We start from the raw sequence: 23,047 nt of genomic DNA, 5'->3' as shown, positions 1-23,047 counted from the left end.
CAGGCCCCCGCGCTATCCTTGGGCAAACAAGGCCTGCGGGTCGCAACGGAGGAAGCCATGAAACTGCCGCATGACCATATCGACCCCGAGGGGCTTCAGGAGTTTTCGGTCGTCTTCACCGACCGGAGTTTGAACCACATGTCGGCGCGGTTCCAGGGCGTGATGCGCGAGGTCTCGGCGGGGTTGAAGGAGGTCTATGGGGCCAGCGCCGTGGCCCTGGTGCCGGGCGGCGGGACCTATGGGATGGAGGCCGTGGCGCGGCAGTTCGGGCGGGGCCGGGCGCTGGTGGTGCGCAACGGCTGGTTCTCTTACCGCTGGAGCCAGATTTTCGACGCCATGGGGCAGGCGGATGTGACGGTCGTCATGGCGCGGGCGGCGGGGAATACGGTGGCGGCCAGCTTCGCGCCGCCGCCCCTGGCCGAGGTCGTGGCGAAGATCCGCGAGACGCGGCCCGAGGCGGTCTTTGCCCCCCATGTCGAGACCTCGTCCGGCATCATCCTGCCCGATGCCTATATCGCGGAAGTGGCAGCGGCGGCGCATGAGGTGGGGGCGCTTTTCGTGCTGGATTGCATCGCCAGCGGCTGTGTCTGGGTGGATATGGCGGCGCTTGGGGTCGATGTGCTGATCTCGGCGCCGCAGAAGGGCTGGTCGGCCTCTCCGGCGGTCGGGCTGGTGATGATGGGGCCGCGGGCGGAGGAAAGGCTTCAGGCGACCACGTCGAACTCTTTCGCGCTGGACCTGAAGAAGTGGCGGGCGATCATGGAGGCCTATGAGAAGGGGGGGCATGCCTATCACGCCACCATGCCGACCGATGCCATCCTGGGCTTTGCTTCGGCCATGGCCGAGACCCGGGCCATGGGCTTTGCCGAGGCCAAGGCGGCGCAATGGGAGCTGGGCGCGCGCGTGCGGGAGATGCTGGAGGCACGGGGTGTGGTCTCGGTCGCGGCCGAGGGCTTCAAGGCGCCGGGGGTGGTGGTGAGCTTCACCAGCGATCCCGAGGTGCAGAATGGCGCAAAGTTCAAGGCCAAGGGCTACCAGATCGCGGCGGGTGTGCCCTTGCAGGTGGGCGAGGGGGCAGAGTTCCGGACCTTTCGCCTGGGGCTCTTTGGGCTCGACAAGCTGAAGGATGTGGGGGCGACGGTGGAACGGCTCCGCCTGGCGCTTGACGCAGCGCTGGCTTAGGGAAGGCTTCGGGCCACGGGGTTTCTCAAGGGTTTGCCATTGGTTTCGCCATTGGTTCAAGAAACCAAGGGCATGGTCACCCTCTTGAGGCGGGGGTGCGGGGGCGGCAGCCCTCGCTTTTGCCGGTCGGCCTGCTGCGGGCTGGCGCCCTTGCCTCCGACCGGCGGAAGCGGGGGGCTTTCGCCCCCCGCACCCCCCAACCAAAGGGGAGCACGCTCCCCTTTGGAAACCCCGTGGATATTTGGGAAAAGATGAAATCAGCCGAGGCCGAGGCCGGCTTTCATCAGGGTGCGGCGGATCGGCGTGATGGCGTGGAGCGCGCCGAGGCCCATGGCGCGCAGGTTGCGCAGCGGCTGGGCCTCGGCCATCGAGGCGCGGTTCAAGGCGTCGATGCCGAGGGCGCGGGCGGTGACATCGGTGTGGCGGGCCCTGTGATAGGCGTCCAGCATCGCGGCATCGCCGAGCGTTGCGGGGCTGGCGGTCGCAAGGTCCAGAAGGCTGCCAAGGTCCCTCAGGCTCATGTTCAGCCCCTGGGCCCCGATCGGCGGGACGACATGGGCGGCCTCGGCCATCAGCGCCAGGCGCTCGCCCGACATGCGATGCGCCCATTGCGTGATGATGGGCCAGGTGGCCCTGCCGCTGACGAGGGTCAGGGGGCCGAGGACGCCGCAGGAGCGGGCGTTCAGCGCCTCCTGGAAGGCCGCATCGGGCAGGGTGGCCAGGCCAAGGGCCTGCGCCGCGCGCTCCATCCAGACCACGGCCGAGGCCGGGCGTCCCTGGTGATCGGGCAGGGGGACCAGTGTGAAGGGGCCACCGGAGCGGTGGATCTCGGTCGAGACATTGCCATGCGGCTGGTCATGGGTCACGGCGCAGACCACGGCCTTTTGGCCATAGCGGATGGTTTTCACCCCGATCCCGGCCGCCTGGCGCATGGTGGAATTGCGGCCATCGGCGGCGATCACCAGCCTCGCCGTCACCTGGGCGCCGTCCGAGAGCGTCACACGGGCCTCGGTCGCGCGGGTGGTCATCGAGGTCGTGGCGAGGCCGGGGCGGAAGGTGACATTGGGCAGCTCGGAGAGCCGCGCTACCATCTCGCGCCGCAGGAGCCAGTTGGGCAGGTTGTAGCCGAAGGGCTGATCCGAGATTTCCGCCGCCACGAAATCGCGGGTCATGCGGGCCACGGGCTGGCCCGTCTCGGACAGGGGACCCCCGGCGTCGACGATGCGCATGACCTGCAACGCAGAGGCGAAGGGCAGGAGGCGCTCCCAGAGGCCCGCGGCTTGCAGGAGCTTGACCGAGGGCGTGAGGAACGCCGTGGTGCGCAGATCGGCGCCGGGCGTGGCGAGATCGGTGACCGGCGGGCTGGGCTCGACGATCAGGACACGGAAGCCCGCGGCTCCGAAGGCGCTCGCCGCCGTGAGCCCGGCGACGCCGCCGCCGGAAATCAGGATATCGGTCTCATGCATAACGGCCTCCATGCTCTCAATCTAGGACGGAAGGCGGGCAAAGCACAGGGTCAAAGCGCCGCGGGTCAGGGGCGTGCGATGATGATGAGGAAGGTGAACATCACCGGGACGAAGGCCAGGGCAGTCAGGGTCAGGGCGACGAGGCCCCAGGTCTTGACGGCCAGAACGAGGGCGGTGAGGAGGATGACGAGGAGGTAGTAAAGCGTCGAATGATCGCGCTCGATGGCGCGGGTCATCGGACCGACAAGGGGGATGGAAAGCGGAATGGACATGGCTGCGGCTCCTGTTTGCCGGGCGGTGGTGCCATGGCGACAGGGCGCTGTCAGGTGGACAGATTGTCCGGGGTGACGCCCTTGGCCTCCGGTCGGGCCAAGAGCAAGGCCGGTCGCCGGGGAGCGCTGGTGAGGCTTCAAGGGGTCCGGGCGCCTAGCGGGAGGCGGCCTTTTCGGTCCCGAGCCGCCGCAGAAAGCGCGCGAGGTCGCTGGTGTGGTGGTGGATATGGCGGGCCGGCGTCGGCTTGGGGGCGACATGGACCGTGCGCATCCCCATCTCATGGGGCGCCACGAGGTTGCGGGGGTCGTCTTCGAACATGGCGGCCCGGGAAGGGTCGGTGCCGTCCTGGGCGAAGACCGCTTGGTAGGCCTGGGCCTCGGGCTTGGGGCGGAAGTCAGCGCTTTCAATGCCATAGACCGCGTCGAAGAGACCTGTCAGGCCGCGTGCCTCCAGCACCCTTACGGCGTAGGGAATGCATCCATTGGTATAGACGATGCGGCGGCCGGGGAGCTTTGCGAGGGCCTGGGCGAGGTCGGGGTCGCGGGGCAGGACGGTGAAGTCGATGTCATGGACCTCGGACAGATAGGGGCCCGGGTCGATCTGATGCTCGCGCATCAGGCCGGAGAGGGTCGTGCCATAGGTCTCCCAATAGTGGCGGCGCAGGCGGTCGGCCTCGGTGCGGCCGACCTTCAGCGCCTGCATGACCCAGGCCGTCATCTTGACCTCGATCTGGTCGAAGAGCCGGTATTCGGGCGGGTAGAGCGTGTTGTCGAGGTCGAAGACCCAGGTGGTGATGTGGGAGAAGTCGCGCATGGGGCGCAGGGGTAGCGGATTGGGCGGTGGCTGGGAAGGGGCTTGGTGGAGGTCCGGGCGCGCCCGGGCGGTTGCGGGGGGGCGGATCAGGGCTTAGGGTGGCGGAAAAAGGGGGCGAGATGGCGAAGGATGCCTATACGCTGATCCTCGAGGCGATCGAGGGGGGGCTTTATCACCCGGGCGACCGGCTGGTGGAATCAGAGCTGGCGGAGCGGTTCGGCGTCAGCCGGACCCCGGTGCGCGAGGCTTTGCAGCGGCTGGAGACCCAGGCCATGGTGACCCGTGATGGCCGCAGCCTGATCGTGGCCTCGCTGGATCACAACCAGTTGGCGGAACTGTATGCGGTGCGCACCGAGCTGGAGGGCCTGGCCGCGCGGCTTGCGGCGCGGCATGCGACAGAGGAGGAGGTGCGGGTTCTGCGCTCGATGGTCGAGGAGGACCGCGCCAAGGTCGGCGGCGACCCGCGCGAGCTTTCGCGGGCCAACAAGCGCTTCCACCGGCTGATCCATTTGGCGAGCCACAACCGCTTCCTGGTGCAGCAGCTGGACCTCGTGCATCGGTCGATGGCCCTGATGGCCACGACCTCCTTTGCCGCCGAGGGGCGCGATGGGGTGGCGATCGGCGAGCATGACCGGATCGTGGCGGCGATCGAGGCGCGGGACGGCGAGGCGGCTTACCAGGCCTTGAAGGTCCATATCTCGCGGGCCTACGAGACGCGGTTGCGCGTCGATGCGGGGGAGTTGAAGCTGAGGTAGGGGGCCAACCGGTCGCGGATTTTCCGCAGGAAAATCCGCGACCGGTTGGCGGTGGCCGATCTTGCCAAGGGCAAGATCGGCCACCGCCAACCCCCATGTCCGAAGAAGAAGCGGGTCCGCGAGGGACTGGATTTTTCTTTGAAAAATCCAGTCCCTCGCGGAGGGCGCCGCCCTGGCCTGCGGCCCGGGCGGCGCGGGCTTGCGGTTTGCGTTTTGCTGCTGGGGTCCGACAGGACGCGGATTTTCCGCAGGAAAATCCGCGTCCTGTCGGAGGGGGCCGATTTTCCTTCGGAAAATCGGCCCCCTCCGACACGCAGAGAATGGCTCTTGATGGCCCTTTGGGGGGGGGCCTCCGTGACCCTGTCGCAAGCCTCAGTGGAAGGCGCCGTGGGTGGTCTTGTCCCAGTAGAAGGGCTTGTGCAGCATCTCCCAGGCGGCCTTGTAGGCGGCGAAGGTTTGCAAGGGGAAATAGGCCGTCAGCGTCGGCACCCAAAGCCAGGACAGCTTCTGCCCCGACCGCTTCAGCCCCAGGACCCCGATGCCGATGTTCAAGACCTCGCAGAGCATGAAGACCGCCGTCAGGGCCTGGACCCCGCTAGCGCCGAGCCAGGGCGACAGGGGATGGGCGAGGCCGAACATCAGCCCCCACATCCCCCAAAGGAGCGGCGCGAACAGGGCCTGGCTCAGCGAGCCGAGGAAGAGGATCTGGAAGCCCAGGAAGGCCTTGAACCCCAGCTCGCGATAGAGCGTCACCGGGTGGCGCATATGGGTGATCCAGGTCATCATGTAGCCCTTGACCCAGCGCGACCTCTGCTTGACCCAGGCGAGGCCGTGGCAATTGGCCTCCTCGAGCGTGGTCGAGGCCAGGATCTCGGTCCGATAGCCCCGCCGCGCGAGGCGCATGCCCAGGTCGGCATCCTCGGTCACGTTCCAGGCATCCCAACCGCCCAGGCGTTCGAGGATATCCCGGCGGAAGAACAGGGTCGTGCCGCCCAGGGGCAAGGGCATCCCCAGACGCTCCAGCCCCGGCAGGATCACGCGGAACCAGCCCGCATATTCGATGGTGAAGCAGCGGGCGAGCCAGTTCTTGCGCGGGTTGTAGAAGTCCAGGGCGCCTTGCAGGCAGGCGACCTCGGGGCCTGCGCCCGCGAAATGCGCGACCACGCGGCGGATCTGCTGGGGGTCGGGCATGTCCTCGGCGTCATAGACCCCGATGATCTGGCCGCGACACTGGGTCAGCCCATGGTTAAGCGCGCGCGGCTTGGTCTTGACCCGCCCCCCCGGCACCACGACGACCCGCATCCAGCCCGGCAGGTCGGCCCGGGCCAGGGCCTTGCGGGTCATCTGGTCCTCTTCCTCGACGACGAGGCAGATGTCCAACAGGTCCTTGGGGTAATCCAGTTTCCCCAGCCGTGCCACCAGCCGCGAGGCAATGTCGCTTTCGCGGTAAAGCGCCACCATGACCGAGACCACGGGCAGGCGGGCCAGGGTCGCAGGCTGGGGCCTCTGGATCGGCTTCAGCGAGGCGATGAAGGCCGCGACCTTCATCCCGGTGGCCAGGACCAGGGTCACCACGGCCCAAAGCGTTAGCGCGGCGAGGATCGGCTGGATGAACAACAGCGCCACGGCCCCCGCGATGGCGAGCCCGCGCAGGGCCGTGCGGCTGGCCTTGCGATAGGTGCGGCAACTGTCCAGGACCGGCACCATGGTCTCGGCCGAATGGGCCAGCGCCTGCCCGCGTGCGGCCAGGAGCGCGGCCTCGATCCGCATGGCCGGGGCGAGGCTTGGCAGCACCTTGCCGAAGATCGCCTGGAGCCGCGGGGCGAGGCGCGCGAAGCTTTCGGGGTCGGCGGCGGCGATCAGCGTGGCATCGCCGATCTGGCGGAGCGGCAGGATGCGCTCGGCCAGGCAGAAGCTGGCCTCGAGCCGGTCGATCAGGCGCGGGTCGGGCGTCAGGCGCGGGTCGGCCGGGCCGATCCCGGTCAGGCGGTGCAGGGCGGCGAAAAGCGGTCCCTCTTCGGCCAGGCCCTGGTCGAGCAGCAGGTCGACGAGCCGCCCGCCCGGACGTTCGGAGAGCCGCGCCAGGCCCTGCAACAGCGCATGGGGCGCCAGCACGCCTTCGCGCAAGAGCCGAAGGGCCAGACGCTGTTCCGCCTCGGGGAGTTCCGCCCCCGGAGCCGGAAAGCTCTGGGGGTTATGGACAAAAGGGCGGAGGGGCCCTCCGACCGGAGAGACCGGGCCGCCGGTCAGGCCGTGCACCTGGCCCACCGGACCGCCCAAGGCGCGCCCCGCGACCGCGACCGGCCCGCCGATCTGGCCCGCGATGAGGCCCCCACCGACCGGCCCGCCGGGGGCGATTTCGCGGTGGAGCGGGTGGACTTCTGTCCCCTGGGGCAAAGTGCGCAATGTCGCGGTCATGGGATCCCATCCTTGCGGCAAGGCCTTCTGGCCCGGCTTACAAGTCCAACATCGGTGGCCGATGGTTAATGGGCGCTTAACATTGCGGGCCCCGGGGCGGCGGAAAGCCGGGCCGGGGGGAGGTTGCCTGTGGATAAGTCCGGGAAAAGCGTTAATGCCCCCGGATGTTCTTTTTCTGTTCTGACATCAAAAGGTTAACACAACGCAAAAGGGGTCGGAGAACCCGACCCCTTCAACCCAGGCGCGAATCTCTCAGGCGGCGCGGCGGGCGCGCATGGCGGCGGCGAAGCGCTCGAAGAGGTAGAAGCTGTCCTGCGGCCCGGGCGAGGCCTCGGGGTGATACTGGACCGAGAAGATCGGCTTGCCGTCCACCGCGATGCCGCAGTTCGACCCGTCGAACAGCGAAACATGGGTCTCGGAGACGCCCTTGGGCAGGGTCTGGCTGTCGACCGTGAAGCCGTGGTTCATCGAGGTGATCTCGACCTTGCCGGTGGTCAGGTCCTTGACCGGATGGTTGGCGCCGTGGTGGCCGTGGTTCATCTTGACGGTCTTGGCACCCAGGGCGAGCGCCAGCATCTGGTGACCAAGGCAGATGCCAAAGAGCGGCAGGTCGGCCTTGAGCACCCCCTGGATCATCGGCACGGCATAGGCGCCGGTGGCCGCCGGGTCTCCGGGGCCGTTGGAGAGGAAGACGCCCTCGGGCTTGTGGGCCAGGACATCCTCGGCCGTGGCATTGGCGGGCAGGACGACGACCTCGCAGCCCGCAAAAGCCAGGCAGCGCAGGATGTTGCGCTTGGCGCCGTAATCCACCGCCACGACCTTCAGCCCCGGCCCCTCGCGCCGCGTATAGCCCTCGGGCCAGGCCCAGGTCTTCTCGTCCCAGGTATAGCTTTGCGCGCAGGAGACATCCTTGGCGAGGTCGAGACCCACGAGACCCTTCCAGGCCCGGGCCTTGGCCACCAGGGCGCCGAGGTCGAACTTGCCTTCCGGGTCATGGGCCAGGGCCACATGCGGCGCGCCCTGCTGGCGGATGGCGCGGGTGAGCCTGCGGGTGTCGATGCCCCCGATGCCGATGCGGCCGACCGATGCCATCCAGGATTGCAGGTCGGCGGTCGAGCGCCAGTTCGAGGGCTCGGTCGGGTCCCATTTCACCACCATGCCGGCGGCGACGGGGGTGGCCGTCTCGTCATCCTCGGGCGTGGCCCCGGTGTTGCCGATATGGGGGAAGGTGAAGGTCACGACCTGGCCCGCGTAGGAAGGGTCGGTCATGATTTCCTGGTAGCCGGTCATCGCGGTGTTGAAGACGAGCTCCGCCACCGTCTCTCCCGTGGCGCCAAAGCCGCGACCGTAGAACACCGTGCCGTCAGCGAGGGCGAGGCAGGCGGTAGGTTTGTCTTGCGGCATGGGAAACTCCGGGTGAGGGGGGCGGATAAACGGGCTCCTGATAGGGGGGGCGGGGGGCGGGGTCAATGGGAAAGAGGGGGAGTTGAGGCGGGAAGGGGGGCGGCGTAAGGTGGCGGGCAAAAGGGAGACGGTCATGGAATTGCAGCAAAGGCTGATGGGCGAGATCAAGGAGGCGATGAAGGCCAAGGCGGCAGAGCGCCTGGGCGCCTTGCGGCTGATCCTGAATGCCTTGAAAGAGCGCGAGATCAATGCGCGGGGGACGGATGGCGCGGCTGGCGACGAGCTGGCAGTCTTGGCCAAGATGGTCAAGCAGCGCCAGGAATCGGTCAAGGTCTATCTCGAGGGCGGGCGCCCCGAGCTCGCCGCCAAGGAAACCGCCGAGATCGCGGTGATCGAGGAATTCCTGCCCAAGCAGCTTGGCGCGGCGGAGGTCGAGGCGGTGGTTACGGCGGCCATTGCCGAAGTGGGCGCCACCTCGGTCAAGGATATGGGCCGGGTCATGGGCGTCTTGAAGGCCAAGTATACCGGCCAGATGGATTTCGGCGCGGTCGGCGCCTTGATCAAGGCGAAGTTCTGACCCCGGGCTACGGGCTGTGCAGGGCAAGGAAGGCCTCGCAGGCCTGCCTTGCGGCCTCGGGCGGCATGGATGCGGGGTCGATGCAATGCTGCAAGGACAGCCCGTCGATCAGCGCGATGAGCGCCGGCGCCAGGGCCTCGGGTCGGCCCGCCTCTTGCAGCGCCAGGCCCACCCGCGTCACATAGGCGCCATAGCGGCTGTGGTGCTCTTCGGTCAGTTCGGGCGTATTGGCGATGGCCTGCCACAGGGCGAGCCAGATGTTCAGCCTGGACCGGTTGAAGCGGGCGGGGTCGAAGACCATGGCAAGGAGGCCCTGAAGGCCGCTGCCCTCGGCCTCGGAGAGGTCTTCGTCGTAAAGCTGGGCATAGGTGGCGGCCATGAGCCCCGCCATGGAACCGAAGTGATGGGTGATCAGCCCGCGCGAGACCCCGGCCCGGGCGCAGATCCGGTCGACGGTGAAGCCCGCGATCCCGTCCTCGGCCATGGAGGCGCAGGCGGCCTCGATCAGCATGAGGCGGCGGTCTTCGGCAGAGAGGCGGGTGAAGCGGGGCATCTTGTCCTTTGTGGAAAGCGGCAGGGGGGCTGTCGGCCCCCTGCACCCAAAGAGAGTATTTGAGCCAAGGTGAAAGGGCAAAGGGGATTGCGGGTCGGGCCGCGCTGGGGGCTTGGCCGGGGGATTTGGGGCCATGGGGGCTGTCGCGCGCGGAAAGCGGCAGGGGGGCTGTCTGCCCCCCTGCACCCCCCGAGGATATTTGTGCCAATGTGAAAGGGGAAGGGGCGCGTTCGGGGGGAAGGTGCGGCCTGACCCGGGGTTTACCCCGGGCTACGCGGCGGGGCGAGAGTCCTTTGGGGTCAGAGGAGGCCGCGTCCCGCGAGGTTGCGCATCAGGGCGGCGGTGCCGAAGGTCCATTCCGGGGCCTCGGTCGCGAGGCGCACGGTGTTGGTGAGGGCTCCGAGCGCGGGGGTGGCGATGGTGACCTCGTCGCCCAGGTGATGGGTGAAGCCCTGGCCCGGGCCGTCGCGGTCCTGGATCGGCGCGAACATCGTCCCGCAGTAAAGGAAGGCGCCGTCGGGATACTGGTGATGGCGGCCAAGGGTTTGCGCGGCAAGATCGGCGGGGTCGCGGGAAATCTCGGCCATGGAGGAGCGGCCCTCGAGGCGGAAGCCGTCTTCTCCGGTGACCGTCAGGGTCAGGGTGAGGCTGCGGACATTGTCCAGCGAGAAGCTCTCGTCGAACAGCCGCAGGAGCGGCCCGAGGGAGGCGGAGGCGTTGTTGTCCTTGGCCTTGCCGAGGAGGAGAGCCGAGCGGCCCTCGACATCGCGCAGGTTCACGTCATTGCCGAGCGTGGCGCCGAGGATCGTTCCGCGCGAGGAGAGCGCCAGCACGACCTCGGGCTCGGGGTTGTTCCATTGGCTGATCGGGTGGAGGCCCACGCTGGCGCCCTGGCCGACCGAGGCCATGGGCGGGCATTTGGTGAAGACCTCGGCATCGGGGCCGATGCCCACTTCCAGGTATTGGCTCCAGAGACCCTCCGCCTGCAGGAGCCGCTTGACCTCGGTCGCCTCCGGCGAGCCGGGTTTCAGGTCGCGGAGCGAGGTGCCGAGGATACCCGCGATGCGCGCCCGGATCGCGGCGGCGCGGGCGGCGTCACCTGCCGCGCGCTCTTCGATCACGCGTTCGATCATCGACCGGGCGAAGGTCACCCCGCAGGCCTTGATCGCCTGGAGATCGGCCGGGGAGAGGAGCCTTGTGCCGGTGCTCTCCCTCGCGGCCAAAAGCGGCGCCAGTTCCGACAGGGGCCGGTCGGGCAGGGCCTTCAGGTGACCCACGGGGTCGGGCAGCTCCAAAAGGTCGCGCATCGTGGGCGCCTGCCGCGTGGTGACGTCATGCAGCCAGCCCGCCCGCAGATGGACGAGGACGGGCCCCGTCCCCTCGACCCAAAGGCGGCCGACGAAGGTTCCGGTGCTGGGGAAATCGCTCATCTTGGCCTCCTGTTTCGCCGCAGGGGAGAGCGCGGAGCGGGGAATGTCAAGCGGGCGAGTCGCGGGGCGGGCGCCTTGGGGGCGATGACCCAAGTGAGACCGGTCGGGATGACCTCCGCAGGGACTGGCGTGATTCTGGGCGAGGGGCGGGGGGTTCTGCCCAGTTCTGGGCGCAAGCTGGCTGCCGGGGCGCCGGATGGTGCGGCAAACTGCCCTGTGGTTTCCTGTCAGTGAGAAAATTTGACACAGGGGGATGAGGGCGCTTAGTCTGGACACAAAGAAAAACCGCGTGCGGAAACAGGGAGTGACTTATGACGAAGATGCGTGTGGCGGTGATCGGGGCGGGGCCTTCGGGGCTGGCGGCTTTGCGCGCCTTTCAATCGGCCAGGGCCAAGGGCGCCGAGATCCCGGAAGTCGTCTGCTTTGAAAAGCAGGGCGATTGGGGTGGCTTGTGGAACTATACCTGGCGCACGGGCTTGGATGAATATGGCGAGCCGGTCCATTGCTCGATGTATCGCTATCTCTGGACCAATGGCCCGAAGGAAGGTCTGGAATTCGCGGACTATTCCTTTGAAGAGCATTTCGGCAAGCAGATCGCGAGCTATCCGCCGCGTGCGGTGATGTTCGACTATATCGAAGGCCGGGTGAAGAAGGCCGGGGTGCGCGACTGGATCCGCTTCCGCCACCCGGTGCGCTTCACCCGCTATGACGAGGCCACGGGCAAGTTCACCGTGACCGCGCATGACCTGGTAAAGGACAGCATCTATGATGAGGTCTTTGACCATGTCATCGTCGCCTCGGGCCATTTCTCGACGCCGAATGTGCCGGAATACCCGGGCTTTGGCATCTTTGGGGGCCGCGTGCTGCATGCCCATGACTTCCGCGACGCGATGGAGTTCAAGGGCAAGGACCTGCTGATTCTGGGCTCCAGCTATTCGGCCGAGGACATCGGCTCGCAGTGCTGGAAATACGGCGCCAAGTCGATCACGGTGGCCTATCGCAATGCGCCCATGGGCTTCGACTGGCCGGAGAACTGGAAAGAGGTTCCGGCGCTGGATCATGTCGACGAGACGACGGCCTACTTCAAGGACGGGACTTCGAAGAAGGTCGATGCGATCATCCTCTGCACCGGCTACAAGCACCATTTCCCCTTCCTGCCCGATGATCTGCGGCTGAAGACGGCGAACCGGCTGGCGACGCATGACCTGTATAAGGGCGTGGTCTATGTCCACAATCCCAAGCTCTTCTACCTCGGCATGCAGGACCAGTGGTTCACCTTCAACATGTTCGACGCCCAGGCCTGGTGGGTGCGCGATGCGATCATGGGGCGGATCGCGCTTCCGACCGACAAGCAGGTCATGCTGAAGGACGTGGCCGACCGCGAGGCGGGCGAGGATGCGGGGCAGGACGCCCATGACGCGATCCACTACCAGGCTGACTACGTCAAGGAGCTGGTGGCCGAGACCGATTACCCCAGCTTCAACGTGGACGGCGCCTGCGAGGCCTTCTTCGAATGGAAAGAGCACAAGAAGAAGGACATCATGGGCTTCCGCAATCATGCCTACCGGTCGGTGATGACCGGGACCATGGCGCCGGTTCACCACACGCCCTGGAAGGACGCGCTGGAGGATTCGATGGAGGCCTACCTGCGCAACTGAGGGGGCCCGGGGTTGGTCGGGGTTCGCCCCACCGCCCCCAAGGCCCCGCCGCCCTGGGGCAAGCCCGGGGCCTCGACCTGTCGGGACGACCCGCGCCACAAGGTCGAGGCGCCCTGGGTCAAGCCCGGGGCGGCGCAGTCTGGGTGGCCCAGTTTGGGCTTAACACCGCATTAACCAATCGCCGTCACGATCGGCCCCGAGGCAAGCGCCCGGGGCCCATTGCGTTGCCCTGCCGCTTTCTTCAGCACCGGGGGCCTTGGCCCTTCGCATCCGCAGCAAAGGGAAACAATTTTGCCTGACCGTGAAAATTTCCTTTGGCGCAGACCCGAAGTCATGTTTGCATGGCCCCAGCGCGGCGACGGGGTCGAGGGGACCTTGCCTGCGTGCAACAAAGACCGCGAACTTCGGGAACGGGGAAATCGCGGTTCCACCAAAAGGGAGTGGACAGATGTCGAATGAAGGAGGTTCGGGCCAACTGGTCCGGGCGCTGGACTGGAAGGGGGCCTTCTGGGTCGCCGCGGGGGTGCCGCCGCTGGTGCTGTTTTCCATCGGCGGGATCGCCGGGACCACGGGCAAGGTTGCCTTTGCGGTCTGGATGATCTCGATGGTGATGGGCTTTCTGCAAAGCTTTACCTATGCCGAGATGGCGGGGATGTTTGGCAACAAGTCGGGGGGGACCTCGGTCTATGGGGCGACGGCCTGGCTGCGCTATTCCAAGCTGATCGCGCCGCTCTCGGTCTGGTGCAACTGGTTCGCCTGGTCGCCCGTGCTGTCCCTGGGCTGCGCGATTGCGGCGGGCTATATCCTGAACGCGCTTTTCCCGATCCCGGCGGCCGACAGCCAGATGGTTCTGGACTGGGTCGCGGCCAATCTCGCGAGCTATACGGCCGAGACGCAATCGGTCATCGACTATCTCGCGGCCAATGCGGGCACGGCGCCTGCCGATGCCATCACCGCCGTCGCCACCGCTGACGGCGTCGCTGCCCTGACCCCGGCCTTCCGGGTCTGGGAGGCCGCTGCCGTCTCGATCCCGGGGCTGGGCACACTGCATTTCAACTCGACCTTCGTCGTGGGCGTGGCCCTGATGTCGGTCATCCTGCTGATCCAGCATGGCGGCATCGCCTCGACCGCCTCGGCGCAGAAATGGCTGGCGATCATCGTGCTGGTTCCGCTTCTGCTGGTGGGCCTGGTGCCGCTCTTCACCGGGCAGATCGACTATATGAACGTCACGGGCCTGGTGCCGCCCACCGCCGCCTATTCGGGCGTGGATGGCGATTGGAGCATCGGGGGCTGGACCCTGGTCATCGGCGGCCTCTATATCGCGGCCTGGTCGACCTATGGGTTTGAGACCGCAGTCTGCTATACCTCCGAGCTCAAGAACCCCGCCACGGACACGTTCAAGGCGATCTTCTTCTCGGGGCTTCTCTGCATCGTCTTCTTCTTCCTCGTCCCCTTCGCCTTCCAGGGCGTCCTGGGGCAGGAAGGCATGCTCGCGGCGGGCATCGTCGATGGCACGGGCGTGGGTGAGGCCCTGGGCAACATGATCGGCGGCGGCAAGGTCGTCACGCAGATCTTCGTCATCCTGATGATCATGGCGCTTTTCCTCGCGATCATGACCGCCATGGCGGGCTCCTCGCGGACGCTCTACCAAGGATCGAAGGACGGCTGGCTGCCCAAGTATCTGTCGGGTGTGAACGCCAATGGCGCGCCGCACAAGGCGATGTGGACGGACTTTGCCTTCAACGTCTTCCTCCTGGCGCTGGCCTCGGATGTGAGCGGCTATTTCTATGTGCTCGCCATCTCGAACGTCGGTTACATCCTCTTCAACTTCCTGAACCTGAACGCCGGCTGGATCCACCGCATCGACAGCGCCCATATCGCGCGGCCCTGGAAGGCGCCGACCTGGCTTCTCTCGGTCAACACGCTTTTGGCCTTCGTCAACGCCATGTTCCTCGGCGCGGGCGCCAAGGTCTGGGGCTATTCCGGCGCTCTGTGGTCGGGGATTATCTTCGCGGCCCTCATCATCCCGGTCTTCTGGTTCCGCCACTATGTCCAGGACGGCGGCAAGTTCCCGAAAGAGGCTTATGAGGACTTGGGCCTCAAGGAAGGCGACCTCGGCGAGAAGAAGGCCGGCATCCTGCCCTATCTCGCGCTGGTGGCCGGGGTCGTGGTGGTCTTTGCGGCCGACTGGTTCTTCGTCCTGCCGGGCTGAGATCGCTGAAATCGCGGGGAAGGGGGCGCTGGTCGCCCCCTTTTTCATCTCTGGTGCAGATGTTTCCCTATGATGAAATAAAGTTGCATTTGAGTGTTGATTTCTGGCCCCGACATGGCCAGACTTTGCCAAAATCACCGATAACGGGGAGGTAACGATGACGAATTCCTGGCGATTCTCGACCTTGGGCGACCGGCACCGGGCCTTGGGCTCCAAGCTCGAAGACTGGTCCGGCATGGGCACGGCCTGGAGCTATGATGGCGACCCGGATGCCGAATACATGGCGATCCGCACCAAGGCCGGGCTGATGGATGTCTCGGGGCTGAAGAAGGTCCATATCACGGGGCACGCGGCCAGCCATGTGATCGAGCGGGCCACGACGCGGAACGTCGAACGCCTGATGCCGGGCAAGGCGATCTATGCCTGCATGCTGAACGACGCGGGCAAGTTCGTCGATGACTGCATCATCTACCGCATGGGGCCGAACAGCTTCATGGTGGTCCATGGCTCGGGCCAGGGGCATGAGCAGCTGACCATGGCCGCCACCGGCCGCGATGTCTCGATCCGCTTCGACGACAACCTGCATGACCTCTCGCTGCAGGGCCCGCTGGCGGTGGACTTCCTTGAAAAGCACATCCCCGGCGTTCGGGCTTTGCCCTACATGTCCCATATGGCGACCAGCCTTTTCGGCAAGCCCATCACCCTGTCGCGCACCGGCTATACCGGCGAGCGCGGCTATGAGATCTTCGTGCGCGGCCAGGACGCGGGCGAGGTCTGGGACCGCATCCTGACCGAGGGCCGCGACATGGGCATCATCCCCTGCCGCTTCACCACCTTGGACATGCTGCGGACCGAGAGCTACCTCCTCTTCTTCCCCTTCGACAATTCCGAGATGTATCCTTTCGAGAACGAGGGCCCGGGCGACACGCTCTGGGAGCTGGGGCTGGACTTCACGGTGTCTTCCGGCAAGGTCGGCTTCCGGGGTGCGGAAGAGCATTACCGCCTGAAGGGCAAAGAGCGCTTCAAGATCTGGGGCCTGAAGCTCGAGGGCAAGAACGTGCCCGGCAACGGCGCCCCGGTCTTCAAGGGCGGCAAGCAGGTCGGCGTCGTCACGCAAGCCATGTATTCGCCCCTGAACGACTGGACGGTGGCCATCGCCCGCTTGCCCGTCGATTGCGCGGTGGATGGCGCCGATGTCGAGGTCCGTTGCGGCACCCATGGGCCGATCAAGGCCAAGACCGCCTCCTTGCCCTTCTATGACGTGGAAAAGAAGCGGCGTTCCGCGAAGTGACCAGACTGCCGGGGGCGCGCGGGCGCGACGCTGCGCCTCCGGCGGGAGTATTTGAGCCAAGATGAAAGACGAAAGATGAGCTTCCCGCCCTCGATCAAGAGCCGACCTGTCTATGGTGTCCTGTCCCCGCGCCCGGGGCAGGCGCATCTGATCATTGCCGATGGAGAGGGGGCAGGGGCCGTTGCCGACCTCTTCGCCTCGGGTCCCGGGATCGCGGAACGGGCCCATGTGCTTTACACGCCGGGGCCGAATGGGACCGATGACTGGGCGGTGATCGCGGGTCTTGGCGCGGCCCAGGCGCAGAGGGCGGCCTCGGTGCCGACGCTGCTGTTTCGCCTCGCGCGGGTGCTTCTGGACGCCAAGGCGGGGACGCAGTGCTATCTCGCGGGGTCGGAGGGGCTGATCGGTCAGGCCGAGCGCGACCTGATGGCGCAAGGCGTGCCGCACCAGGACATCCAGAAAGAGCATCGCGGCTCGACCGTCCGGCGCGTGCAATGCGTCCATTGCAAGGGCGTGACCGAGAATGTGCGCACCGATCCCTTCCAGTGCAGCCATTGCGGGTTGCATCTTTTCGTGCGCGACCATTACTCGCGCCGCCTCGCGGCCTTCCAGGGCGTCTGCATCGACGCCGAAGAGCCCGGCAACATCCCCCCGCCGGTGGAGAAATTCGCATGAGCGTCGCCAAGCTTCTGGTGCGGGTCGCCGAGGTCGAGAAGATCAACGACCTGATCACCCGCTTCCGTTTCGTCGCCCGCGATGGCGGCTTGCTGCCCGCCTTTTCCGGCGGCGCCCATGTGGTCGTCGAGATGGAGGACCATGGCACCCGCCGGATGAACCCCTATTCGCTTTCCGGCGACCCGGAGGACCGGACGGGCTATGAGATCACCGTGCGCCGCGATGACGCCGGGCGGGGCGGGTCGATATACATGCACCGTCACGTCTCCCCGGGGATGGAGATGGTGATCTCTCACCCGGTGAACCTTTTCCCGCTGGATGGCCGGGCGAAGAAGCATCTCTTCCTGGCGGGCGGCATCGGCATCACGCCCTTCAAGGCGATGATCCACCAGCTTTCCCATATCGGCGCCAAGTGGGAGCTGCATTACGCCACCCGCAACCCCGCGCTTTGCGCCTATGGCGACCAGCTCAAGGGGCCGGTGCATTTCTACTATGACGACCTCAAGTCCTTCATTCCGCTGCGCGATCTGCTCGCGCGACAGCCGCTTGGCACCCATGTCTATTGCTGCGGCCCGAAGGGGATGCTCTCCTGGGTCCGCGCCACGGCGGCCGAGCTGGGCCTGCCCGAACACTCCGTCCATTTCGAGGAATTCACCGCGCCCCAGCCCGGCGCGCCCTTCGACGTGGAACTGACCCTGACGGGCAAGACGATCCATGTCCCCAGCCACCAAAGCCTCCTGGAAGCGATGGAGGCCAATGGCGTCGATGCGCCCTATCTCTGCCGGGGCGGGGCCTGCGGGCAATGCGAATGTCAGGTCGTCAAGGCCGAGGGCCAGATCCTGCACCGCGACCACTGGCTGACCGACGAGGAAAAGGCCAGCAATTCCAAGATCATGCCCTGCGTGAGCCGCTTCGAAGGCCGCTCTCTTGCGATCGAAAGGTAACCCATGCTGGATCTGAAACCCGACTTTGGCGGCTTCTTCAAGGACGAGACCTTCGTCGGCGATTTCACCTTCGCCAACAGCCCAAGCGCCGTCCGCCGCTTTCCCTTCCCCTTCGACCGTGACCAATACATGTATTCGGTCAATATCGAGCCCCATGTCCCGACCCGCCCCGGCTCGGTGCTGGAACACGCTTTCGACATCGACGAGCATTACGTCAGCGAGATGCGCGACCGGGCGCGGGTCCTGGCCCGCGATCCGCTGCGCTGCCAGAGCCTGCCGCATATGGAGCTGGCGGGTTGGGACCTCGTGGAGCTCATCATGGAGAGCCTGAGCCGCGACTATCCGCAGTGGTTCACGCTGGAGCGTTCGGGCAATGACTGGCATTGGGTGAACAAGCCGCTCGGCATCGACCAGCGCTTCACCTTCCTCGATCCTTCGACGCTGCCCTATGGGCCGATGGAATATATCACCCGCCAGATGCAGGGTGATTTCACGCTGCAGGACGAACGGGATGGCAATCTGTGGGTCGATGCCGGGATGGTGACGACCCAGGCCGACTGGAGCCTCGATTTCGACATCGGCATGAACTTCTTCGAATGGCATGCCCCGGTGCCCCTGGCGCATGAGAAGGGGATCTTCGACCGCGCCTTGAAGTTTCTTCTGAAACTTCAACACGGTGCGCCAGTGCGGCGCTTCAACTGGACCATGACGGTCAATCCCCTCTTGGACACCGCGCCCGAGACCTATCCGGAATGGGGCCCGTCCAAGACCACGCTGACCCAAGCCAATCTCGGCGCCAAGCAGCATCTGCGGGTCGAGCTGCAATCGCTCTTCCGCCTGCCGCGCTCCAATGCCATCGCCTTTTCGATCCGCGCCTACCTCGGCTCCTTCCAGGACCTGGTGACCGTGCCGAAATGGGGCCGCCGCCTGCACCGCGTGGTGCGCGACCTGCATCCGGACCTCGCGGCCTACAAGGGCTTCCTGCGCAACCGCGATGCCATGGTGGAATGGCTGTCGAAATATGACGACGGCGCCCCGACCTCGCCCGGCATCTGGCCCGAGGATTGAGATGAACGCGCCCGGGATCCAGCCCCTGACCTTGGGCTTCCTGATGTTCCCGGGCTTTCCCATGGCCTGCCTGACCCAGGCCATCGAACCCCTGCGCGCGGCCAACGAGATCACCGGCCGCCGCGCCTTCCGCTGGCTCCTGCTGGGCGAGACGAGCGACCCGGTGCGCTCATCGGCCGAGGTCATCTTCATGCCCGACCGCAGGCTGGACCGGGCCGGAGACCTGGACCAGCTTTACCTCCTGGCGCCGCCCGATGCGGGCTTTGCCTCGCCCCGGACGCCTGCCACGATCCGCAGGCTCGACCGCGAGGGTGTGGTTCTGGGCGGCTTTTCGGGCGGGGTCTTTCCGCTGGCCCGGGCCGGGGTCATGGGCGGTCACCGCGCCTCGGTCCATTGGTGCTATGACAGCGCCTTCAAGGCCGAGTTCCCCGCCGTGACGGCAGAGGCCGCCGTCATCACCCGCGACCGCAGGCGGTTCACGGCCGCCGGCGCGGGGGCGGTCTTCGACCTGATGCTGCGGCTGGTCGAGGAGCGCCTTGGCCCCCAGGTCATGACCGAGGTCGCCTGCTGGTTCCAGCACCCCTCCGTGCGCGAGGATCACGCCCGCCAGAAGGTCCCCGTCCAGGGGGCGCCCGCCACCGCCGATGCGCTGCCGCGTGCGATCCGCGAGGCGCTGCGGCTTTTCGATGCCCATGTCGACGAGCCGCTGCGCATTCCGCAAGTGGCCGAGGCGCTGGACATGAGCCCGCGCCATTTCGAGCGCCTCTTCAAGCGCGAGACCGGGCAGAGCCCCTTGCGCTATTACCGCCAGTTGCGGCTGACCAAGGCCCGGCAAAGGGTGCTCTATTCCGACGAGAGCCTGACCGAGATCGCGGCCTCGGTGGGCTATCCGCGCGCCGACTTGATGGCGCGGGACTATGCGGCGGTCTTCGGCCTGAGCCCGCGCGACGACCGCAAGGCCCTGGCCAGCCGGGGGCTGATGACCCCGTAACACCCAATGACGCTCCCGCCCCGCCGCGTAGCCCGGGGTATACCCCGGGTTTGCGCCCCCCTCAAAGCGACAAGAGCCCCAGTCCCGCAAAGACCAGCCCGATCCCGGCCCCTTGTTTCAGCGTGACTTTCTCGCCCAGGACCGCCCAGGCCAAAAGCACCGTCACCATCCCGAACAGCGACGAAACCACCGAGGCATAGATCGCCATCGGCAGGGCTCCGGCCGCAAGAACCGCCGTCAGGGCCACGCCGTCCAGCACGCCCATCGCCGCCAGGGTCGGAAATTGCCGCAGTGCAGCACGCACCCCCGCGGGGTGCAGCATCAGGAGCCCCAAGGCCGTTGCTGCGCTTGCACAACGTGCAATGGTGGGGGCGAGGTAAGGGTCCAGGGCCTCGGTCGCCTGGTGGCCCAGGGCAAAGGCCGTGGCCATGCCAAGGCAGGCCAGCACCGCCAGCGGCAGGGCGCCCCTCTGCGCCGCCCCGCCCTCGTGGCCAAAGATCGCCACGATCCCCACCCCCGCCACGATCAGCCCCGAGGCGATCCAGTCCGAGGCGCCCAGCGAGACCCCCGCCATCGCCGCAAAGACCAGGGCGGGCAGGGGATAGGCGCCGATCACGGGGGCCACCAGCCGCGCAGGCGCCCGGGCGAAGGCGTGATAGAGGCAGAGCGAGGCCGCGAAATAGGCGACCCCCGAACCCACCGCAAAAAGCCCCGCCCCCAGCGTCAGCCGCGAGGCATCACCCCAGGCCAGGCCGAAGGGCAGGACGACCAGCGCCGCCACGGTCATGACACTGGCGATCTGCGGGCCAACCCGCGCCCCCGGCGAGATGCGCCGCACCATCAGGTCATGCGTCCCCCAGCCCAGGGCCGCCACCAGACCCAGCAGAAATGACAGCATGACCCCTCCTTGTGCTTGCGCGGTTTTCACCCCGTGTTATGCTATCAGTGAACATATTTTCCGGTCAATGAACGCCATGCTCGATCTTCCGACTGTAACCGCTGGCCCGCCAAAGCCCAGCCGGATTCTGACCCCCCGCGACCTGCAGCGCCGCTCGGGGGTGGAGCGTTACGAGATCCCCGGCGGCGGGGCTCTCATGGTCGAGCTGGACCAGGGTGACCAGGTGACCGTGATGAACCCCGAAGGCGGCCAGGAGGCCGAGCTTCTCGCCGCCGATCATGCGGGCCGCATCGACGGCGCGGTGATCGGCGTCAGGACCGACCAGGAGGGAGAGGGTCTGCGCGCCCTGATCACGGCAGGTGGCCCGGGCATGGCGCGGCTGCGGCAGGGCATCGCCAAGCGCGGCATCGACCTTGGGCGCGCCAAGTCCCTGCGGCTCTTCGGGCCACAGACCCCCGCGAAGGCCGAAGCCTCCTTTACGGCGCAGCAGAAGGGCTGGCTGATCCTCGCAGCCCCCGGCGCCGCGATGGAGCCCGCCACGCAAGCGACCCTGACCCCCCTGATCCTGACCCTGAAGCGCGCCAATCCCGGTTGGGCGGCGCTGCATGACCTGCCAGAGCCCTTGGCCGATCCGCTGCAAGATGTCCGGGTCAAGTCGGCCACGGCAAAGGCCTATCACGTCAAGGCGGGGGACTATATCCAGATCATCGACGTCGATGGCCGCCAATGCACGGATTTCCAATGCTTTTCCGCCCGTAAACTCGACAAGGGCCTGCAACGCCCGCTCGACGTGACGACCTCGCGCACCTTCATGGGCCATGCCTATAGCTCCCCGGGTCTGCACGCCAAATACTACGACCAGGACTGGGAGCCCCTGGTCGAGGTCATCCAGGACACGGTCGGCCGCCACGACGCCTTCGCCATGGCCTGCGCGGCGAAATATTACGACGACATCGGCTATCCCGGCCATGCCAACTGTTCCGACAACTTCAACGGCGCGCTGACGCCCCATGGCGTCGAGGCCCGCCCCGGTTGGATGGCGGTCAACTTCTTCTTCAACACCGGGATCGACGCCCATGGCTTGCTTTACGCCGACGAACCCTGGAGCCGCCCGGGCGACTATGTCCTTCTGCGGGCGCTGACCGACCTTGTCTGCGTGAACTCCTCCTGTCCCGATGACACCTCGCCCGCGAATGGCTGGTATCTGTCGGATATCCATGTCCGCATCTATGACGGCGCCGAGCCCTTCAAGCGGCAGATCGCCTATCGCCCCACGCCAGAGGCAGCCCCCCGCATGACCCAAGAGACCGCCTTCCACCCCGAGACCTCCAAGCTCACCCGCAATTTCAGCGAGTATCGCGGCTATTGGCTGGCCAATTCCTATGCCAATCAAAGCCCGATCGACGAATACTGGGCCTGCCGGCAACGGTCTGCCATGATCGACCTCTCGCCCTTGCGGAAGTTCGAGGTGACCGGCCCCGATGCCGAGGCGCTGATGCAATGGGTCCTGACGCGGGATGTGAAGAAACTGGCCGTGGGGCAGGTGGTCTATTCGGCCATGTGCTATCCCCATGGCGGCATGATCGACGACGGCACGCTGTTCCGCCTTGGCCGCGACCAGTTCCGCTGGATCGGGGGCGACGATTACGGCGGGGTCTGGATCCGCGAACAGGCCGAGAAGCTGGGCTTGAAGGTCATGGTGCGGTCTTCGACCGACCAGCTGCACAACATCGCCGTCCAGGGGCCCGAGAGCCGCGAGATCTTGAAGCGGATCATCTGGACCGCCCCGGTGCAGACCGCCATCGAGGAGCTGGGCTGGTTCCGCTTCACCGTCGCCCGCCTCGGCGGGCCGGAGGGGGCGCCGCTGGTCGTCTCGCGCACGGGCTATACGGGCGAGTTGGGCTATGAGATCTTCTGTCACCCCAAGGATGCCGTGGCCGTCTGGCAGGCCGTGCACGGGCAGGGCGTCACGCCCATGGGGCTCGCTGCGCTGGACATGGTGCGGATCGAGGCCGGGCTGATCTTCGCGGGCTATGACTTCTCCGACCAGACCGATCCTTTCGAGGCCGGGATCGGTTTCACCGTGCCCTTGAAGTCCAAGCCCGACGATTTCATCGGCCGCGACGCGCTGATCCGCCGCAAGGAAACCCCCGCGCGGAAGTTCATGGGGCTGGAGGTCGAGGCCAGCGTCGACATCGGCCATGGCGACTGTATCCACATCGGTCGCGCCCAGGTCGGAGAGGTCTGCTCGGCCATGCGCTCGCCGCTTCTGGGCAAGCAAATCGCGCTGGTGCGCATGGACGCCGCCCATGCCGAGCCCGGAACCGAGGTCGAGGTCGGCAAGCTGGACGGCCAGCAAAAGCGGCTCCCGGGGCGTTTGACCACGCTGTCGGCCTATGATCCCAAGAAGACGCGGCCCCAATCATGAGGCTTCTGTCG

General features: G+C 66.7%; 19 protein-coding genes. 11 read left to right on the top strand and 8 right to left on the bottom strand.

The genetic code is table 11. The features are described from left to right. Positions 1–57: 57 nt before the first annotated feature. On the top strand, positions 58–1,182 hold the full coding sequence (locus GV832_RS01375) for an aminotransferase class V-fold PLP-dependent enzyme (RefSeq protein ID WP_168773009.1): 1,125 nt from the start codon (positions 58–60) through the stop codon (positions 1,180–1,182). Between the two features lie 257 nt (positions 1,183–1,439). On the opposite strand, the gene GV832_RS01370 is transcribed toward GV832_RS01375, so the two are convergent. From GV832_RS01370 to GV832_RS01360, 3 genes are all read right to left on the bottom strand, one after another. Continuing rightward, entirely contained in the window at positions 1,440–2,648 is a 1,209-nt protein-coding gene (locus tag GV832_RS01370) for a UbiH/UbiF family hydroxylase (protein ID WP_168773008.1), read from the bottom strand. A gap of 65 nt (positions 2,649–2,713) precedes the next feature. Next, complete coding sequence (locus GV832_RS01365) at positions 2,714–2,920, bottom strand: hypothetical protein (protein ID WP_168773007.1); 207 nt, start codon at positions 2,918–2,920, stop codon at positions 2,714–2,716. A gap of 154 nt (positions 2,921–3,074) precedes the next feature. Beyond that, positions 3,075–3,734, bottom strand: a complete 660-nt coding sequence (locus tag GV832_RS01360) for a pyrimidine 5'-nucleotidase (RefSeq protein ID WP_168773006.1) — start codon at positions 3,732–3,734, stop codon at positions 3,075–3,077. Between the two features lie 119 nt (positions 3,735–3,853). On the opposite strand from GV832_RS01360, the gene GV832_RS01355 reads away from it, so the two are divergent. Next, positions 3,854–4,489, top strand: a complete 636-nt coding sequence (locus GV832_RS01355) for a GntR family transcriptional regulator (RefSeq protein WP_168773005.1) — start codon at positions 3,854–3,856, stop codon at positions 4,487–4,489. Between the two features lie 372 nt (positions 4,490–4,861). Here GV832_RS01355 and GV832_RS01350 read toward each other — a convergent pair whose 3' ends face one another. Together GV832_RS01350 and carA are read right to left on the bottom strand one after the other, a co-directional pair. Next, positions 4,862–6,907 (bottom strand): glycosyltransferase, encoded by a 2,046-nt coding sequence (locus GV832_RS01350; protein ID WP_227754167.1) that lies wholly within the window; start codon positions 6,905–6,907, stop codon positions 4,862–4,864. A 252-nt stretch (positions 6,908–7,159) separates the two neighbouring features. Next, positions 7,160–8,311 (bottom strand): glutamine-hydrolyzing carbamoyl-phosphate synthase small subunit, encoded by a 1,152-nt coding sequence (gene carA / locus GV832_RS01345; RefSeq protein WP_168773004.1) that lies wholly within the window; start codon positions 8,309–8,311, stop codon positions 7,160–7,162. A gap of 133 nt (positions 8,312–8,444) precedes the next feature. Here carA and GV832_RS01340 point away from each other — a divergent pair, with 133 nt between their 5' ends. After that, entirely contained in the window at positions 8,445–8,888 is a 444-nt protein-coding gene (locus GV832_RS01340; RefSeq protein WP_168773003.1) for a GatB/YqeY domain-containing protein, read from the top strand. Between the two features lie 7 nt (positions 8,889–8,895). On the opposite strand, the gene GV832_RS01335 is transcribed toward GV832_RS01340, so the two are convergent. Together GV832_RS01335 and GV832_RS01330 are read right to left on the bottom strand one after the other, a co-directional pair. Then, on the bottom strand, positions 8,896–9,441 hold the full coding sequence (locus GV832_RS01335; protein ID WP_168773002.1) for a TetR/AcrR family transcriptional regulator: 546 nt from the start codon (positions 9,439–9,441) through the stop codon (positions 8,896–8,898). Positions 9,442–9,740: 299 nt separating this feature from the next. Further along, complete coding sequence (locus GV832_RS01330) at positions 9,741–10,871, bottom strand: fumarylacetoacetate hydrolase family protein (RefSeq protein ID WP_168773001.1); 1,131 nt, start codon at positions 10,869–10,871, stop codon at positions 9,741–9,743. A 311-nt stretch (positions 10,872–11,182) separates the two neighbouring features. On the opposite strand from GV832_RS01330, the gene GV832_RS01325 reads away from it, so the two are divergent. From GV832_RS01325 to GV832_RS01295, 7 genes are all read left to right on the top strand, one after another. After that, complete coding sequence (locus GV832_RS01325; protein ID WP_168773000.1) at positions 11,183–12,529, top strand: trimethylamine monooxygenase; 1,347 nt, start codon at positions 11,183–11,185, stop codon at positions 12,527–12,529. A gap of 448 nt (positions 12,530–12,977) precedes the next feature. Then, positions 12,978–14,741 carry a trimethylamine N-oxide permease gene (locus GV832_RS01320; RefSeq protein ID WP_168772999.1) on the top strand — a complete coding sequence of 588 codons (1,764 nt, stop codon included), beginning with the start codon at positions 12,978–12,980 and terminating at the stop codon, positions 14,739–14,741. A 157-nt stretch (positions 14,742–14,898) separates the two neighbouring features. Then, positions 14,899–16,032 carry an aminomethyl transferase family protein gene (locus GV832_RS01315; protein ID WP_168772998.1) on the top strand — a complete coding sequence of 378 codons (1,134 nt, stop codon included), beginning with the start codon at positions 14,899–14,901 and terminating at the stop codon, positions 16,030–16,032. Between the two features lie 75 nt (positions 16,033–16,107). Continuing rightward, positions 16,108–16,707 carry a dimethylamine monooxygenase subunit DmmA family protein gene (locus GV832_RS01310; RefSeq protein ID WP_168772997.1) on the top strand — a complete coding sequence of 200 codons (600 nt, stop codon included), beginning with the start codon at positions 16,108–16,110 and terminating at the stop codon, positions 16,705–16,707. Further along, entirely contained in the window at positions 16,704–17,651 is a 948-nt protein-coding gene (locus tag GV832_RS01305) for a PDR/VanB family oxidoreductase (RefSeq protein WP_168772996.1), read from the top strand. The genes GV832_RS01310 and GV832_RS01305 overlap by 4 nt, the downstream gene beginning before the upstream one ends. A gap of 3 nt (positions 17,652–17,654) precedes the next feature. Beyond that, on the top strand, positions 17,655–18,719 hold the full coding sequence (locus tag GV832_RS01300) for a heme-dependent oxidative N-demethylase family protein (protein WP_168772995.1): 1,065 nt from the start codon (positions 17,655–17,657) through the stop codon (positions 18,717–18,719). A 1-nt stretch (position 18,720) separates the two neighbouring features. Further along, positions 18,721–19,710, top strand: coding sequence for a GlxA family transcriptional regulator (locus GV832_RS01295; RefSeq protein ID WP_168772994.1), 990 nt, complete (start codon positions 18,721–18,723; stop codon positions 19,708–19,710). Positions 19,711–19,771: 61 nt separating this feature from the next. Here the strand turns inward: GV832_RS01295 and GV832_RS01290 are convergent, their stop codons facing one another. Continuing rightward, positions 19,772–20,608 carry an EamA family transporter gene (locus GV832_RS01290; protein ID WP_168772993.1) on the bottom strand — a complete coding sequence of 279 codons (837 nt, stop codon included), beginning with the start codon at positions 20,606–20,608 and terminating at the stop codon, positions 19,772–19,774. Positions 20,609–20,684: 76 nt separating this feature from the next. Here GV832_RS01290 and GV832_RS01285 point away from each other — a divergent pair, with 76 nt between their 5' ends. Continuing rightward, a complete protein-coding gene (locus tag GV832_RS01285) occupies positions 20,685–23,036 on the top strand; it encodes a trimethylamine N-oxide demethylase (RefSeq protein ID WP_168772992.1) in 2,352 nt (783 codons plus the stop codon). The last annotated feature ends 11 nt before the right edge of the window (positions 23,037–23,047 follow it).

The sequence above is a fragment of the Stagnihabitans tardus genome, assembly GCF_009925085.1.
Classification (GTDB): domain Bacteria; phylum Pseudomonadota; class Alphaproteobacteria; order Rhodobacterales; family Rhodobacteraceae; genus Stagnihabitans; species Stagnihabitans tardus.
Note: the sequence above shows the minus strand (reverse complement) of the source record. Positions and strands in the feature narration are given on the sequence as shown.